Source organism: Bradyrhizobium algeriense, assembly GCF_003062295.1.
In the GTDB taxonomy this organism is placed as follows: Bacteria; Pseudomonadota; Alphaproteobacteria; order Rhizobiales; family Xanthobacteraceae; genus Bradyrhizobium; species Bradyrhizobium algeriense.
On record NZ_PYCN01000049.1, the window covers coordinates 15,352 to 31,844 of the forward strand.

Below are 16,493 nucleotides of genomic sequence, written 5' to 3' on the forward strand. Positions count from 1 at the left end.
ATTGTTAGCGGAATTTCCGGCTAGCTCAAACGTCGAACAATGATTCCCTTACATCTGCACTTCGATCAGCCGCGGTCCCGGTTCGGCAACGGCATCCGCCAGCGCCTTGACGAAATCGTCGACATTGTCGACCGCGCGGCCCGGCACGCCCATGCCCTTGGCGAGCGAAACAAAGTCGATGGTCGGGCGGTCGATCCTGAGCATGTCGAGCGCCCGCTGGCCTGGCTCGCCGGCGCCGACGCCGTCGAACTCACCACGCAATATCTGGTAGATCCGATTGGCAAATACAATCGTGACGACGTTGAGGCCTTCGCGCGCCTGCGTCCACAGCGATTGCAGCGTGTACATCGCGCTGCCGTCGCCGACCATGCAGATGACTTTACGATCGGGACACGCGACCGCAGCACCGGTCGCGACCGGGGTCGAGAAGCCGATCGAACCGCCCATGTTCTGCAGCCAGTCGTGCGGGGCGGCGGCCGCCGTCGGCGGAAAGAAGCCGCGGCCGGTGGTGACGGATTCGTCGACCACGATAGCGTTTTCCGGGATCGCCATCGCGATCGCCTGCGCGATCGAGGCATGCGTCAGCGCGCCGGTCGGTTTGGTGAGTTCGACCAGTTTCTGCGGCTGCCGGTCGGCTGGCTGCGCGTGAAGCGCGCCCGCCAGCGCTTCCAGCGCAGCTACCGAGTTTTCGGCGCCCGAGGTCATGCGATGCACTTCGCAGCCCTGGGGTTTGAGCATGCTCGGCTTGTTCGGATAGGCGAAGAACGCGACGGGATCGTTGGCCTCGACCAGCACGATGTTCTTAAAATCCTTCAGGATCGGCAGCGCCTGCTCGATCACGTAAGGGATGCGGTCGATCGCGAACCGGCCCTTGCCGCGCGCCATGCGCGGATTGTAGGTCTGGCCCATCACCTTGCAGCCGGTCTTGCCCGCGATCTGGGCGGCCAGCGCCAGCCCGTGCTCGGTGAGCGCGCTGCCGGTCATCAGCAGCAGCGTCGACGCGCCGCCGTTGCGCAGCACCTTCGCGGCATGGTCCACGGCCTGCGCGGAATAATTGGCGCGCTGGCTTTCCACAGGCATCGGCGCAATGCCGTCGGCCTCGTTCCAGGCGGTATCGGCGGGCAGGATCAGGGTTGCGATCTGCGCCGGCGCGCTTTTGGCCGCAGCGATCGCGGCGGCGCCGTCGGCGGAAACGGATTTCGCATCCGGCGAGGTCCGCACCCAGGACGACATCGGCCGCGCCAGCCCTTCGATGTCTGATGTGAGCGGGGCGTTGTAGCCGATGTGATAGGTCGCGTGCTGGCCGACGATGTTGACGATGCCGGAGTTGGCCTTCTTGGCGTTGTGCAGATTGGCCAGGCCGTTGGCGAGGCCGGGCCCGAGATGCAGCAGGGTCGAAGCCGGCGTGCCCTTCATGCGGTAATAGCCGTCGGCGGCGCCCGTCACCACGCCCTCGAACAGGCCGAGTACGCAGCGCATCCCCTCGACCCGGTCCAGTGCGGCGACGAAATGCATCTCCGAGGTGCCGGGATTGGTAAAGCAGACATCCACGCCGCCCGCGACCAGTGTCCGCACCAGACTTTCCGCACCGTTCATGGTCTCGTTCCCCTTCGCGACGTTTTCGTGAGCCGCTCACGATCAATCATTCTTCACACGTTTCGTCAAAGGTTTAGCCGCACAATGCAGCCATCGCCTGGGGCATGTTGCCTTTTTTAACCGCAGTGTTTGAAAATGGCTGTGGTCACGGGCTCGTTGCTTGCACGATCGCCGCAATTATGGCCTGTCCTCTGCATATTGAGATTTTTTCGCGAGGAAGAAAAAGATGATCAGGGCTTTTGCTTTGCTGTTTGCGGCGCTCACCATGCTGGCGGGAGCCAGTCAGGCGCAGGCCCAAGGCTTCTTCCAAGACTTCGACTCACGCGACATCATGGGCGGTGGCCCCGGTTTCTTCCGGCCAGGCATGCCCAGCGGATCGAGCCCGATCCCGCGCACCACCGTGATGTTTAACGGCGATTACGCGCCCGGCACGATTTACATCAGCACCGCCGAGCGCAGGCTCTATCTCGTGCTCGGTAACGGCCAGGCGATTCGCTATGGCATCGGCGTCGGCCGGGACGGCTTCCGCTGGGGTGGAACCCACCGCATTTCCGCGAAGAAGGAATGGCCGAGCTGGACACCGCCGGCCCAGATGCTGCGGCGGCGGCCCGACCTGCCGCGCCACATGTCGGGCGGCATCGACAATCCGCTCGGCGCGCGCGCAATGTATCTGGGATCGACGCTCTACCGCATCCACGGCTCCAACGAGCCCGAGACGATCGGACAGGCGGTATCGTCCGGATGCTTCCGCATGACCAATGAAGACGTGACCGATCTCTACAGCCGCGTCCGTATCGGCACGCCGGTCATCGTCAGGAATTAGGCCGGAACCGGCGTGACCATGCACGCAGGCGCGTGATCGAGGCTTTCAACCCTTGCACGCACGCGCCGATTGCTGCAGCGTCATTTGAATGCGCACGCTTCGCCGATCCCCGTACCTATGGATGCTTGCGGCGGCCCTGGGCGCCGTTGCGCTCGGCGAAATGCTGGTGCCGTGCACGGTTCTCGCGGACATTCCCGCCATCGCGCAGCGCCAGCGCACCGAGAAGAAGACCTTCACCGACAACGAGATCGTCGAAGGTTTTCTGAAGACCGCGTTCGGCGCCGAATATCATCTCGCCGGCCGCGTCGACCGCATCCGCAAATATGACGGGCCGGTGCGGGTGTTTGCCGACGGCACCCGGACCGACCGCAAGGCGCAGCTCGCGAAAATCGTGGCCGACATCGCAGCGCGCGTTCAGCACCTCGACATCGCCATGGCCGGCAGCCTCGAAGACGCCAATGTGCAGGTCAAGCTGGTGCGCGACCGCGATCTCGGCCGCACCATCGCGACCTTCTACGGCAGCGAACGCGCGAAAGAGATTCGCTCCTCGCTCGACCCGCAATGCCTGTCGGGCTTTCGCAAGAACGAGAAGTTCGAAATCGAGCATTCCGACGTGATCCTCACCGTCGACAATGGCGACTTCGTCTTCTTCGACTGCGCCTATGAGGAGTTGCTGCAATCGCTGGGACCGATCAACGATACATCGAGCGTGCCCTGGACGATGTTCAACGACAATGTGTCGATGGGCTATTTCGACGTCTACGACCAGTATCTCCTGAACCTTCTCTACGATCCCCGGATCAAGCCCGGCATGACCGTGCAGGAGGTCAAGGCGCTGCTGCCGGACGTGCTGGCCGACGTGCGTGCCTGGGTGCGCAAGGTCAACAACTTGCCGTAAGTGGCGGGCCGCCGCGACGGCTGCTGCGGCCTCCGGCCATCCACCGCTCTCTCCCCGTCATTGCGACCCGTTGGCTCGCAATGACGGCGGAGAATTCGGGTAATTCCTCTCGGGCAGCCTTGGCGACATCCTTCGTCGCTCTCCGCGAGCGCCACTTGTGTGACAGCTGAAGGTCCGGCAGCTCGCTGCTATCCACCTTTTCCCAACAACAACGCAAAGTTTTATTTGCAAAACATTGTGACTTACGGGAGCAAATCCTGTTTAATAGGATTTATGGGCGCTTCCTATAAGTCTTTCAAATGAACGACCTGCCACGCATCCAGGCGCTGCGCTGCTTCATCACCGTGGCCCGCGAGGGCACGGTTTCTCGCGCGGCCGCCTTGCTGCATCTGACCCAGCCCGCCGTCAGCCTGCAATTGAAGGGGCTGGAGGAAAGCACCGGCTTGCTGCTTTTCAACCGTACGCCGGGCGGCTTTACCCTGACCGAAGCGGGCGCCGCCTTGCTGCCGCTGGCGCACCGGACGGTATCGGCCTCGGCGGAGTTCAGGACGGCGGCAGATTCGTTGCGAGAATCGCTGCGGACAACGCTGCGCGTCGGCACGATCCTGGATCCGGAGTCGATCCGGCTGGGTCCGTTCGTGCGAAGCCTCGCCACTTCCTCAAAGAAGACCGAAGTCTTCCTCCGCTACGGCCTGAGCGACGACGTGCTGACGCAGATCGGCAAGGGGGAACTCGACGTCGGATACTATATCGATGCCACGCCCGCCGAATGCCTAGCATCGGGGATACTGCCCGAACGCACCATCGACGATGGCAAGTTCCGGCTCACCGCACTGACGCGCTACGACTACCGCGTGATCGCTCCTCGCCAATGGAGCGACAAGGTGCTGGGAAAGGATTGGGCCGACCTCATCGACCTGCCCTGGATTACGACGCCGCACGCCTCGGCGCATCGCAGGCTGATCGATGACGTCTTCCGGCCACTGGGGTCATTGCCGAAACGCGTCGCCTTCGCCGAACACGAAGACGCCATGATCGAGTTCGTCGAAGCCGGCAACGGCCTCAGCCTCGCCCGCGACTGCGTGCTCGACCGCATCACGCGCAACCGGAATTTTGTGATTGCCGACAAGGTGGCGCTGACCTGCGACCTCAGCTTTGCCTGCCTGACGTCGCGGCGTCACGAGCCGATGATCGCGCAGGCCTTCGCGGCCATGCAGGCGGTATGGGACCTGAAGCCGGGCGGCGCGGCGCCTGCGCCGATCGACGCGGCAAGATCGCGGAAAAGCGCCCGAAGGTAGCCCGGATCGGTTCAGATTTTGGCTGGAGCAGACTTGCCCGGGTCAGACTTGCCCGGGTCAGATTTGCCATCGCAGATCGATTTCAGCGATCGCCATTCCTCTGATGTCAGCAGTGGCGGCCCGCTGGCCTGCCGGTCTTGCCGGCCCATCCGCGCCAGCCGGTCCTCGCTCAGGGGATGGGTGGAGATGATGGAGAGGCCCTTGCTCTCCTTGCCGGTGACCCGAAGCAGCAATTCCCCGGTCGGCTTCGCCGGCCGGCCCAGCCGGTGCATGACGTCGACGGCAAAACCGTCGGCATTGGTCTCGGCCTCGCGCGAATGGGACGACGTCACCAGCGTGCGCGAGCCGAAGATCAGCGCGCTGGAGCCGGTGATGTCGCCGAACAGCAGTCCGATCAGGAACGAGGTGCTGCCGTCGCGTATAAGTCCGCGCATGCTGTCGCGATGCTTGAGATGGCCGAGTTCATGGGCCAGCACGCCTGCGATTTCGTCGGCGTTGTCGGCCTTCGCCAGCAATCCGTCGAACAGGTAGACCTTGCCGCCCGGCAGCGCGAACGCATTGGGAATTGAGCTCGACAGCACGCCCGCCTGCACCGAGGTATCGAAGCCGGCGGATTCGCGAATTGAAGTGACGAGCTTGACGAAAGCCTTCTGCCCGGCGGCATTGTCGCAAACCTTGGCATTGAACATCGTCTTGATCTGGCTGTCGGCGACCTCGCCGAGCCGCCGTTCGAACGCTTCGGGCACCAGCGGCGTGAGGCGATCGGCGATCAGCGGAAGTCCGAACAGCACCACGGCCACGATCGAAGCCGCGGCCGCGAGCGACCAGCCGACAATGATGGCCACGCCGCGGCGGCCGGGCGTGTTTTCATCCAGTTTGGCGCAGCGTGCGACCAGCTCGGCCGCAAGCGCGTTGTCGCGAACCTCCAGCCGCGCCAGCGCAGGCGCGCTCAGGCAGCCGAGGCGCAGCATGCCCGAGGGGCTGTCGGCGCGGCGGATGTCGGCATAGTCCCATGCCGCCAAAACCTGTTCGTCTTCGCTGATTTCGAGCCGGTCGGAGAAATGCAGCGCAACCGCGCGGCGCCGGCTCGACGTCCCGTCGAAATAGGCCGCCGCATTGGCCGGCGGTGGTTTCGAAATCTCTGGCGCGTCGCTATCCATGGTCATCTACGCCTTACGGTTAGAGCATGATCCGGAAAAGTGGGTACCGGTTTTCCCTCGCGACAAACGCGGAACGCGTTTGCGCGGAGATCATGTTCAAATCAAAGAGGTAGAGCGGGATGACCTTTCGAAGAAAAGTCATCCCGCTCTAGAATCCGCCGACATCGAGACCGTCGGCAAATCCTTCGCCGAGCGCGTTGGCCAGATCGCCCCGCGCCGCAACGTTGGCGGCAGCCTCGATACCGCTGATATTGACCGAACCCAGCACGGTCACCCAGAGATCACGCGTCAGATAGACCCGCATCACCACATTGAGCGCCATCGCGAATACCAGATAGCCCAGACCCGCCAGCACCAGCAGCGGAATGCTCCTCATCAATTCCGGCGTCTTGAAAAACTCCATCAATCCCTCGCCGCTCATGCTGGCGACCAGCACCGCGCACAGGGCCAGATAGACCGCGAAGACAAGCCCCAGCAGGGCCATCCAGCCGATCATTTTCCAGTACAGTCCGATCAAGGCGCTCTTCGGCAACGACGATTCCACGCGCACGCCGCCGAACCGGATGCCGGACAGCCACCAGCGCCATTCGATGGCCTTGTAGCCTGCGTAAACAAACGGGGCGATCGGGCTGATATAGAGTGCGATCGGGGTGAGCAGCCACAGCCACCAGCCGCGCTTGAAGAACTCCCAGCCGCGCCCCTCAAAACTGCCCTGCAGGTCGCCGTAATGGGAATGGCGCATCTTGTAGCGTTCGAGCGCCGCTGCTCGCCATGGCTGGATCAGCCCGAGCGTGAGGATCATCAGCAGGCCCCACAGCGAGGCCTGCAAGGCATAGAGCCAGCCCGAGCCGGTCATCCAGAAACGCACGCCGCGCCATACCGTCCGCGTCAGGCGGTAGCGCCGCGCGCGGTAGATCGCAAACTGCCCGAACAGATAGAAGAAGGCGATCAGCGGAATGCTGGCGAACGCCTGATAATGCTCGGCCTCGAGGCCGATGAGAAAATAACCGAGATAGATCGGCACCAGGATCGCGAGCGCGACCAGGAATCCGATCAGCAGCTCCTTGCCGCGGCCGGTATATTCGGCGGCATCGCCATCGACCAGCGTGTTGGACCAGAGATGGCGGCGGATGTCGGTGAGGAGCCAGAACCGATAGAAGCCGAGAGTGACGAGCTCCAGCGCCGCACCGCGCTTGGCCAGATCGAAGAACTCGCCGCGTTTGCCGGAAAACGCCACCGGCATCGGCGGCGGTACCGGTAACGGCGGCGGTGGCGGCACCTGCGGGGGCCAGCTCATCTCGTTCATGGTTCAACTCCAACGCGACGGTGGCGGATCAAACCACAAATTCAGCGGCCGTTGTGTGACCCAAGCCCCACACGTGGAGCGTTTTCGAACGAATTGGATAATCAGGAATCGAGAGCTCCGGTTCTGATTCAACCAGAACCGGTGCTTTACGCCGTTTTCTCGAACAATTCCCGCCCGATCAGCATACGGCGGATTTCGCTGGTGCCGGCGCCGATCTCATAGAGTTTGGCGTCGCGCAACAGCCGCCCGGTCGGGTAGTCGTTGATGTAGCCGTTGCCGCCGAGCAGCTGGATGGCGTCGAGCGCGCATTGGGTGGCTTTTTCCGCCGCGTACAGAATCGCGCCGGCCGCGTCCTCGCGCGTGGTCTCGCCACGGTCGCAGGCTTTTGCCACTGCATACACATAGGCGCGCGAGGCGTTCATGGTGGTGTACATGTCGGCGATCTTGCCCTGCACCAGCTGGAAGCTGCCGATCGGCTCGCCGAACTGCTTGCGCTCATGCACGTAGGGCAGCACCACGTCCATGCAGGCCTGCATGATGCCGATCGGCCCCGCCGCCAGCACCGCGCGCTCATAGTCGAGGCCGGACATCAGCACGTTGACGCCGCGGCCGACTTCACTGAGCACGTTCTCTTCCGGCACCTCGCAATCCTCGAACACGAGTTCGCAGGTGTCGGAGCCGCGCATGCCGAGCTTGTCGAGCTTTTGCGCGGTGGAAAATCCCTTCATGCCCTTTTCGATGATGAAGGCGGTCATGCCGCGCGGGCCGGCCTCGGGATTGGTCTTGGCGTAGACCACCAGCGTATCGGCCTCCGGTCCGTTGGTGATCCACATCTTGTTGCCGTTGAGCACAAAGCGGTCGCCCTTCTTGTCGGCGCGGGTCTTCATCGACACCACGTCAGAGCCGGCGCCGGGCTCCGACATCGCCAGCGAGCCGACGTGTTCGCCCGAGATCAGTTTTGGCAGGTATTTTCGCTTCTGTGCCTCGCTGCCGTTGCGGCGGATCTGGTTGACGCAGAGATTGGAATGCGCCCCATACGACAGGCCGACCGCGGCTGATGCCCGCGACATTTCTTCTACCGCAATGCAGTGCTCGAGATAACCTAAGCCGGTGCCGCCATACTCCTCCTCGACCGTGATGCCATGCAGGCCGAGCGATCCTATTTTGGGCCAGAGGTCGCGCGGAAACTGGTTGCTGCGGTCGATTTCGGCGGCGCGCGGCGCGATTTCGTTCTGCGAAAACGCATGTACCGTCTCGCGGATCGCATCCGCGGTCTCGCCGAGATCGAAGTTGAACATCCGATGGGCGTTGGGGATCATGGTCGCCTCCCGGCGAGTTAAACGTTGTTTCAAACAGACTTAGTCTTCGGAAATGCGCTTGTCACGAGGTGAATGGCCGGCGCCCGGGCCGGTGTCGATGCGGCCAAATGCACCCAACTCGTCCTTGCGCCGGCGCACGGCTCGGGATGTAATAGGGTAAAACATCACCCCTCCGGCATGCTTCGGCGGGGGAACAGTCAGGGAGGTGCTCATGCACGGAACCATCGATCTCGCCGAAGATTCCCATCTGCGTGCCGCGCGCGAACGGGCTCAGTCGATTCCGCTCGGTGATTTCGACGTCAGCCATCCGGAGCTGTTCAAGACCGACTCGTTCTGGCCGTATTTCGACCGGCTGCGCCGGGAAGATCCGGTGCACTACTGCAAGGACAGCATGTTCGGGCCGTATTGGTCGGTGACCAAATACAACGACATCATGGACATCGAGACCAACCATGCGGTGTTCTCGTCGGCGGCTTCGCTCGGCGGCATCACCATCCGCGACATCGCGCCGGACCTGCGCCGCGAAAGCTTCATCGCCATGGACCAGCCGCGCCATTCCGCGCAGCGCAAGACGGTGGCGCCGATGTTCACGCCGACGCATCTCGATCAGCTCGCGATCAACATCCGCAAGCGCTCCGCCGAATGCCTCGACAACCTTCCAAAGAACGACGTGTTCGACTGGGTCGACCAGGTTTCGATCGAACTCACCACGCAGATGCTCGCCGTGCTGTTCGACTTCCCCTGGGAAGACCGCCGCAAGCTGACGCGCTGGTCCGATGTTGCCACCACCCTCCCCGGCCCCGGCGGCCTCGTCGCGTCAGAGGAAGAACGCCAGGCAGAGCTGATGGAATGCGCGACCTATTTCGCCCGCCTCTGGAAGGAGCGCATCAGCCAGCCGCCGAAGAGCGACCTGCTGTCGATGATGGCGCATAGCGACGCCACCCGCGACATGGATCCGAAGAACTTCCTCGGCAATCTGATCCTGTTGATCGTGGGCGGCAACGACACCACCCGCAACACGCTGTCGGGCAGCATCTATGCACTGAACAAGAATCCGGACCAGTACCGCAAGCTGCGCGACAATCCGGACCTGATCGACAGTTTCGTCCCCGAGGTGATCCGCTGGCAGACGCCGCTGGCCCACATGCGCCGTACCGCACTCGAAGACATCGAGTTCCGCGGCAGGCAGATCAAGAAGGGCGACAAGGTGGTGATGTGGTACGTTTCGGGCAACCGTGACGAGGACGTGATCGAGCGTCCCTACGACTTCATCATTGACCGCGCCCGGCCGCGTACCCACGTTTCCTTCGGCTTCGGCATCCACCGTTGCGTCGGAATCCGGCTGGCCGAACTACAACTAAAGATCATCTGGGAAGAGATTCTCAAGCGTTTCGAGAATATTGAGATGGTCGCCGAACCCAAGCGGGTGTATTCGAGTTTTGTCAAAGGCTACGAGACCCTGCCGGTCCGGATCGCCGGCTAAACCTTGGCACTTGGCCCCATCACCTGGGATGATCGAAAAATGAACGTCCAGACCGCCATCAGAGCCGACAGGAAAGAGCTTCTGCGCGCCGCGCGTGAAGAGGCCTATTCGACGCCGCTGAAGGATTTTCATCCCGGTGCGCCAAGGCTGTTCCAGAACGACACTCTGTGGCCGTGGTTCGAGCGGCTGCGCAAGGAAGAGCCGGTGCATTACTGCACCAACTCGCCCATCGAGCCGTATTGGTCGGTCACCAAGTACAACGACATCATGCATGTCGATACCAACCACGGCATGTTCTCTTCCGACTCGACACTCGGCGGCATCTCGATCCGAGACGTGCCGCCCGGCTATGACTATCCAAGCTTCATCGCGATGGATCAGCCGCGGCATTCGGCGCAGCGCAAGACGGTGTCGCCGATGTTCACACCGACGCATCTGGATGAGCTGGCAAAACTGATCCGCGAGCGCTCGCAAAAGGTGCTGGACAATTTGCCGCGCAACGAGACCTTCAACTTCGTCGAGCGCGTCTCGATCGAACTGACCACACAGATGCTGGCGACGTTGTTCGATTTCCCCTGGGAGGAGCGGCGCAAGCTGACGCGCTGGTCCGACGTCTCGACCGCGCTGCCCAAGAGCGGCGTCGTGGAATCGCCCGAGCAGCGGCGCCAGGAGATGGACGAGTGCTACGCCTATTTCTCAAAGCTCTGGAACGAGCGCGTCAACGCGCCGCCGCGCAACGACTTGCTGTCGATGATGGCGCACAGCGATGCGACGCGGCACATGGATCCCGACAATCTGATGGGCAACATCATCCTGTTGATCGTCGGCGGCAACGACACCACCCGCAACACCATGAGCGGCTCGGTGCTGGCGCTGAATGAGCACCCGGATCAATACCAGAAGCTGCGCGATAATCCGGCCCTGATCGATTCCATGGTGCCGGAAGTGATCCGCTGGCAGACGCCGCTCGCCCATATGCGCCGCACCGCGCTGGTCGACACCGAGATCGGCGGCAAGAAGATCAAAAAGGGCGACCGCGTCGTGATGTGGTACGTCTCGGGCAACCGCGACGAGGAAGGCATCGAGCGTCCCGACGAGTTCATCATCGACCGCGCCCGCCCGCGCACCCATCTGTCGTTCGGCTTCGGCATTCACCGCTGCGTCGGCATGCGGCTCGCCGAGCTGCAGCTCAAGATCGTGTGGCAGGAAATGCTCAAGCGCTTCGACCGCATCGAAGTGGTCGGCGAGCCGAAGCGGGTCTATTCCTCCTTCGTGCGCGGCATCGAGCAGCTTCCGGTCCGCATTCCCGGATGACGGGCACTGAGCTGAATCCGCCTGAGCTCGCGGAGGCGATCAACGCCAAGGGCTTCATGGGCGCGGCGGGCTTCCGCATCGTGGCCATCAAGCCCGGGCATGCCGAAATCGCTTTGGCGCGCCGCGACGACCTCCTGCGGTTCTTCGGCCATTTTCACGGCGGCATCATCACGGCCCTGGCCGATCACGCCGCCGGGATCGCTATCACGTCAAGCCTGCCCAGGGGCAAGATCGGCGTCACCGTCGAGATCAAGGTCAACTTCCTCAGCCCCGCCGACGGCATCGAGCTTATCGCCCGCGCCAAAACCCTGAAGATGTCGGGGTCGATCGGCGTTGCGACCGTCGAGGTCTTCTCCAAGAGCCAGACGTCCGAGACACTCTGCGCATTCGGCACCGCCACGATGCGCGCCATGGATCTGCCGGGCGAGCTCCGGGCGTGACCCCGCGACTCGCTGGATCGACTGTTCATCGAAGTCACGGAATCGCTGCCTGCGAATGGTGAGCCGGTCGCAAAGCTGTCGCGTGCGGGCGTCGTGGATTCGCACCTCAACGTCGAGGTGGGCGGCGTGTTCGACGAGATGATCGGCTCGCTGGTGTCCGCTCACACCGGCCGTTTGAAGGTGATCGGCACCGACCTCGCAAGCGTCGTTGAGCATCACACGGCCAACCCGGCCCTCAGACTTTCGAAGACCAAACGGCGATCCTAGCTGCAGCCCGCCGCCTACGGCGCTGCAACAGATCGTTGATGCCGGGCACGCGGCCCCCTCCGACAGCCCGATGCGCGCAAAGCAGGCTGCGGCGGACGCCATTGACGCCGTCGAGCAGGGACACGACATATCCCGTACCGTCGATCAAGGTCACTGCCCGGGAGCAAGATATGCACGCGCCGCCAAACATTGATCCCGTCGCCGAGCATTCCGACAGCGACGTCGTGCACTGGCTGACAAACGAGACGCGCGATGAGCGCTTCATTGACAATATTTTCGCCGAGCTGTGTGTCCGGCTACAGCGAGCGGGCATTCCCGTCAAGCGGGCGACGCTTCATCTCCTGATCTACCATCCGCAATGGCTTGGCGCCCGGATCATGTGGGCTGACGGGATGCGCGAGGCCGAGCTTGCGAGGGTCGACTACGATGTCAGGGAGCGATCGGAATACATCGGTAGTCCCGCCAACGAAATCCTTGATGGTGCCGCCAAGGTGCGCGAGAATCTCGAACGCGATCCCGCGCTCGGCCGCAAGCACGCCATCTATGACGAGATGCGGGCGAAAGGCCTGACCGACTATGTGGCGTGGCCGCTGTACCATACGCTCGGCAAGCGGCATATCGTGACCTTTGCAACCGACCGGCCGGGTGGTTTCGACGACGCGCATATTGCCCGCCTGTTAAAACTGTTGCCGGTTCTGGCGCTGGTCAGCGAAATCCGCATGAAGAACCGCCTGGCGCGAACGCTGCTCGAAACCTATGTCGGGTCGCATGCCGGCGAGTTGATCCTGGCCGGCGCCACCAGGCGCGGAAGCGGAACGACGGTACGCGCCGCCATCATGATCTGCGACTTACGTGATTTCACCCGGATCTCCGACAACTGGCCGCGCGATGACGTCATCGATCTCTTGAACGGCTATTTCGACGCGATGTCGGAGCCGATTGCGCGACATGGCGGAGAAATTCTGAAATTCATCGGCGACGGCTTGCTCGCCATTTTTCCGCTCAGCCAGCCGCAGGCCTGCGCAAATCTGCTGCATGCCGTGGCGGAAGCCCGTCAGGCCATGGTTGCCCTGAACGAAAAGAATGGCGAAACCGGTCGTGCGCCGCTGAATTACGGCATCGGCGTTCACGTCGGAGACGTCATGTACGGCAATATCGGGTCGCGCACCCGGCTCGACTTCACCGTCATCGGTCCTGCGGTCAACATGGCTTCGCGTCTCGAAACCCTCACCAAACAATTGGGTAGAACCGTGCTGCTGTCCCGCGCGTTCGCCGACTTCGTCGAACGCGATTTCGATCTCGAACACGTCGGCGAACATCCGGTGCGCGGCTTCAACGACCCGATCGAGCTGTTTGCGTATCACGGCTGAATGCCGATCTGTCGTCAGATGCCGAACCGCTCCCAAGGGATCGAACTCGTCAAGCGACTACTATCAGCGAATGTCGGTTTCGGTGATTTCTCGTCCGCGATTTTTCGGCAAACCAGAGGTTTCATTTGATATTTGCGCTTTTGCATCGTTCGGCCCCAATATGCGACCTTGATAGAGCTGGCGACGGACGACCGCAACAAACCAGGGAGAACAGACATGACAGTTTCGGCGGAACGCGCAGTCCTTGCCGGCGGCTGCTTCTGGGGTATGCAGGATCTGCTGCGCCGGTATCCCGGCGTGATTTCGACCAGGGTGGGCTACACCGGCGGCGAGGTGCCAAACGCGACCTATCGCAACCACGGCAATCACGCTGAAGCCATCGAGATCACCTTCGATCCGCAGACCATCAGCTATCGCAAGCTGCTGGAGTTCTTTTTCCAGATCCATGATCCCTCGACGCTGAACCGCCAGGGCAACGACCGGGGCGCGAGCTATCGGTCGGCCATCTTCTTTACCAGCGACGCGCAGAAGCGGATCGCGGAAGACACCATCGCCGATGTCGATGCTTCCGGCCTTTGGCCGGGCAAGGTTGTCACCGAGTTGGCCCCTGCCGGACCGTTCTGGGAGGCCGAGCCGGAGCATCAGGATTATCTGGAAAAATATCCTGACGGCTACACCTGTCACTTCATTCGGCCGGAATGGACGCTGCCGCATCGGGCGGAGAAAGCTGCAACAGGCGCAAGCGGAGCCTCAGTCGCATGACAAAAGCCTCCGATCTGCTGGTGGCCGCCCTTGAGAACGAGGGTGTCGGGTACATCTTCGCCATTCCTGGCGAGGAGAATCTCGATGTGCTGGAATCGCTGCGGCGCTCGAAGATCAAGCTTGTGCTGACGCGGCACGAACAGGCCGCCGGCTTCATGGCGGCCACCTACGGGCGTCTCACCGGGCGTGCGGGCGTCTGCCTGACGACGCTGGGTCCCGGTGCGCTCAATTTGACGACGGCTGCGGCCTACGCGCATCTGGGCGCGATGCCGATGGTCATGATCACAGGACAGAAGGCGATCCGAAGCAGCCGCCAGGCGCGCTTCCAAATCGTCGACATCGTCGCGACCATGCGGCCGCTCACCAAGATGGCGACTCAGATCGTCTCCGCGCAGAGTATTCCGACCCTGGTTCGCGACGCCTTCCGCGTCGCGCAGCAGGAGCGGCCGGGCCCCGTGCATCTCGAACTGCCCGAGGACGTCGCGGCCGACGAAGCCGCGGCCGAAATCATTCCCCCGCATATCGTCCAGTCGCGCCTGCTGCGGCCATCGAACGCGCCGCAGCCATGATCATGGCTGCCCACAGACCGCTCGTCATGCTGGGCGCCGCGGCGAGCCGCCCGCAACTCGCCGAGCCGCTGTCGGCGTTCGTGCGACGATGCAGGATTCCATTCTTCAACACCCAGATGGGAAAGGGCGCGGTCAATGCCGGCTCGAATCTCTATATGGGCACGGCCGCGCTGTCGGAGCGGGATTGGGTTCACGAGGCCATCGATCAGGCCGATCTGATTATTTCGATCGGCCACGACACCGTCGAGAAGCCGCCTTTCCTGATGGGCCATGATGGACCGCAGGTTATCCATGTCGGCGCCACGCCGGCGACGGTGGAACAGGTCTACTTCCCGCAGGCGGAGATCGTCGGAGACGTCGGTGCGGGCCTCGCAAGCCTCGCCGATAGCCTGGAAGGCAAGCTCCCCAATGGTCAGGCATTGCTGGGTTTGCGGGAAGGGATCCTTGCCCACCTCGCCGAGCGGTCGACGGAGGATCGGTTTCCGCTGACGCCGCAGCGCATCGTGCACGACGTCCGCCAGGTCATCCCGCCGGACGGCATCGTTGCCCTCGACAACGGCATGTACAAGATCTGGTTCGCCCGCAACTATCGCACCAGCGTCGCCAACACGCTGCTGCTCGACAACGCGCTCGCGACCATGGGTGCGGGTCTTCCGTCGGCGATCGCAGCGTCGCTGATCCATCCGGACAGGCGCGTGCTCGCCGTCTGCGGCGACGGTGGCTTCATGATGAATTCGCAGGAGCTGGAAACGGCGGTGCGGCTCAAGCTGAACCTCGTCGTGCTCGTGCTTGAGGATCGCGCCTACGGCATGATCCGCTGGAAACAGGAAGTCGATGCGTTTCCGGACTTCGGCCTCGAGTTCGGCAATCCTGATTTCGTTGCCTATGCGAAGTCATACGGCGCCAAGGGCTCCCGCGTCGGCAAGGCCTCCGAACTCTCGACCATGCTGGAAGCTGCCTTCGCCGAAGGCGGCGTGCATCTCGTCGTGGTGCCCGTCGACTACAGCGAGAACATGCGCGTGCTCGTCAACGAGTTACACCCGGTAGTCCAGGCCAGGTGAATGGCCCTGCGTCGGTCGCCCCGTTTCCCTGTGGCGCCGCGCATCGTAGCGAACGCAAGTGGAGCCGTAGCCTTTTGGGTCGTTCGCGTCGGTTTGACTAGACCTGGGCGACTTCCGGTCCACGCCAGTGAACGGACATTCCCGGGATAGGCGGGCATGTCTTCCAAGTGCCAAAAGGCGACATCGGAGTTCAATTTAGCCTGGGTTTTCATGCATTCTTTAACGCTCGTCGGCCAATGTCTCAGGGACAGCTATAGGCTTTGATGGGAACTCAATCGATCTAGTGCTCTAAGGAAGAGGGATGCCTGTTGCAGATGAGGTCCGAGTTTGGCGGTTAAGAGCGCGAGGCTTCGCGATTGGTGGAGCCCTATGTCTCGCCTTGATTTGCCTGCTGAAGATTGTCGATCCAACCGAGTTCGCGAAGAACTTGATTGGTCCGCTTGTTCTGGTGTTCGTCTTTCTTTGGCTGTCCGGGCTATATTGTACACACCGGTACTGGAAGGATTTTAGCGAAGATGAAATTCGGCGCGGAGGATCAAAGAAAACCGCGCGTGAAAAATGGCATTTACTGCATCCGCCCCCGGATTGAGTATTGGCAGCTATGGGTCAATCGCGTCGGTTTGACCGAATGACGGCGACTTCCGGTCTACCCTCGGTGAACGGACATTCGCAGGATAGGCGGGCATGTCTCAAAGGTGCCGATTTTGTTGAAAAACTCGGCTGTTGAAGCCGAAGGAGATCGCTGATTCATTTCCCCTTAGTGGGTGGAGATTTGAATCGATGATGGGTCCTCGGCAGGTCGACCAGGCGGCACTGTTTTACGAGTT

General features: G+C 62.4%; 14 protein-coding genes and 1 pseudogene. 11 read left to right on the forward strand and 4 right to left on the reverse strand.

Annotated elements, in window-relative coordinates:
- Window positions 1–48: 48 nt before the first annotated feature.
- Window positions 49–1,596, reverse strand: coding sequence for an acetolactate synthase large subunit (locus tag C7G61_RS39070; RefSeq protein WP_108522936.1), 1,548 nt, complete (start codon window positions 1,594–1,596; stop codon window positions 49–51).
- Between the two features lie 226 nt (window positions 1,597–1,822).
- Here C7G61_RS39070 and C7G61_RS39075 point away from each other — a divergent pair, with 226 nt between their 5' ends.
- The 3 genes from C7G61_RS39075 (at window position 1,823) to C7G61_RS39085 (ending at window position 4,615) form a co-directional block, all read left to right on the forward strand.
- Window positions 1,823–2,419, forward strand: coding sequence for a L,D-transpeptidase (locus C7G61_RS39075; RefSeq protein WP_108522937.1), 597 nt, complete (start codon window positions 1,823–1,825; stop codon window positions 2,417–2,419).
- 160 nt (window positions 2,420–2,579) lie between these two features.
- Window positions 2,580–3,317 (forward strand): DUF2927 domain-containing protein, encoded by a 738-nt coding sequence (locus tag C7G61_RS39080; RefSeq protein WP_244608689.1) that lies wholly within the window; start codon window positions 2,580–2,582, stop codon window positions 3,315–3,317.
- A gap of 299 nt (window positions 3,318–3,616) precedes the next feature.
- Complete coding sequence (locus C7G61_RS39085) at window positions 3,617–4,615, forward strand: LysR family transcriptional regulator (protein WP_108522939.1); 999 nt, start codon at window positions 3,617–3,619, stop codon at window positions 4,613–4,615.
- Window positions 4,616–4,626: 11 nt separating this feature from the next.
- Here C7G61_RS39085 and C7G61_RS39090 read toward each other — a convergent pair whose 3' ends face one another.
- From C7G61_RS39090 to C7G61_RS39105, 3 genes are all read right to left on the reverse strand, one after another.
- A complete protein-coding gene (locus C7G61_RS39090; protein ID WP_108522940.1) occupies window positions 4,627–5,775 on the reverse strand; it encodes a M48 family metallopeptidase in 1,149 nt (382 codons plus the stop codon).
- 148 nt (window positions 5,776–5,923) lie between these two features.
- Window positions 5,924–7,081, reverse strand: coding sequence for a DUF898 family protein (locus tag C7G61_RS39095; protein WP_190242190.1), 1,158 nt, complete (start codon window positions 7,079–7,081; stop codon window positions 5,924–5,926).
- A gap of 146 nt (window positions 7,082–7,227) precedes the next feature.
- A complete protein-coding gene (locus C7G61_RS39105) occupies window positions 7,228–8,400 on the reverse strand; it encodes an isovaleryl-CoA dehydrogenase (protein ID WP_108522942.1) in 1,173 nt (390 codons plus the stop codon).
- A gap of 211 nt (window positions 8,401–8,611) precedes the next feature.
- Here C7G61_RS39105 and C7G61_RS39110 point away from each other — a divergent pair, with 211 nt between their 5' ends.
- From C7G61_RS39110 to C7G61_RS44220, 8 genes and pseudogenes are all read left to right on the forward strand, one after another.
- Entirely contained in the window at window positions 8,612–9,883 is a 1,272-nt protein-coding gene (locus C7G61_RS39110) for a cytochrome P450 (RefSeq protein ID WP_108522943.1), read from the forward strand.
- Between the two features lie 39 nt (window positions 9,884–9,922).
- Window positions 9,923–11,197 (forward strand): cytochrome P450, encoded by a 1,275-nt coding sequence (locus tag C7G61_RS39115; RefSeq protein WP_108522944.1) that lies wholly within the window; start codon window positions 9,923–9,925, stop codon window positions 11,195–11,197.
- The gene (locus C7G61_RS39120; RefSeq protein WP_108522945.1) at window positions 11,194–11,637 is read left to right on the forward strand and encodes a PaaI family thioesterase; all 444 of its coding nucleotides are present in this window, start codon (window positions 11,194–11,196) and stop codon (window positions 11,635–11,637) included. The genes C7G61_RS39115 and C7G61_RS39120 overlap by 4 nt, the downstream gene beginning before the upstream one ends.
- A 93-nt stretch (window positions 11,638–11,730) precedes the next feature.
- Window positions 11,731–11,904: a hypothetical protein gene (locus C7G61_RS45220; protein ID WP_190242191.1), complete on the forward strand. Its 174-nt coding sequence runs from the start codon at window positions 11,731–11,733 to the stop codon at window positions 11,902–11,904.
- A 170-nt stretch (window positions 11,905–12,074) separates the two neighbouring features.
- Window positions 12,075–13,274, forward strand: a complete 1,200-nt coding sequence (locus C7G61_RS39125) for an adenylate/guanylate cyclase domain-containing protein (protein WP_108522946.1) — start codon at window positions 12,075–12,077, stop codon at window positions 13,272–13,274.
- A gap of 216 nt (window positions 13,275–13,490) precedes the next feature.
- Window positions 13,491–14,036, forward strand: coding sequence for a peptide-methionine (S)-S-oxide reductase MsrA (gene msrA, locus C7G61_RS39130; protein WP_108522947.1), 546 nt, complete (start codon window positions 13,491–13,493; stop codon window positions 14,034–14,036).
- Window positions 14,033–15,666 (forward strand): annotated as a pseudogene (locus C7G61_RS39135) (acetolactate synthase large subunit). Before msrA ends, C7G61_RS39135 begins: the two are co-directional and overlap by 4 nt.
- 301 nt (window positions 15,667–15,967) lie before the next feature.
- On the forward strand, window positions 15,968–16,255 hold the full coding sequence (locus C7G61_RS44220; RefSeq protein WP_145963773.1) for a hypothetical protein: 288 nt from the start codon (window positions 15,968–15,970) through the stop codon (window positions 16,253–16,255).
- Window positions 16,256–16,493: the final 238 nt, after the last annotated feature.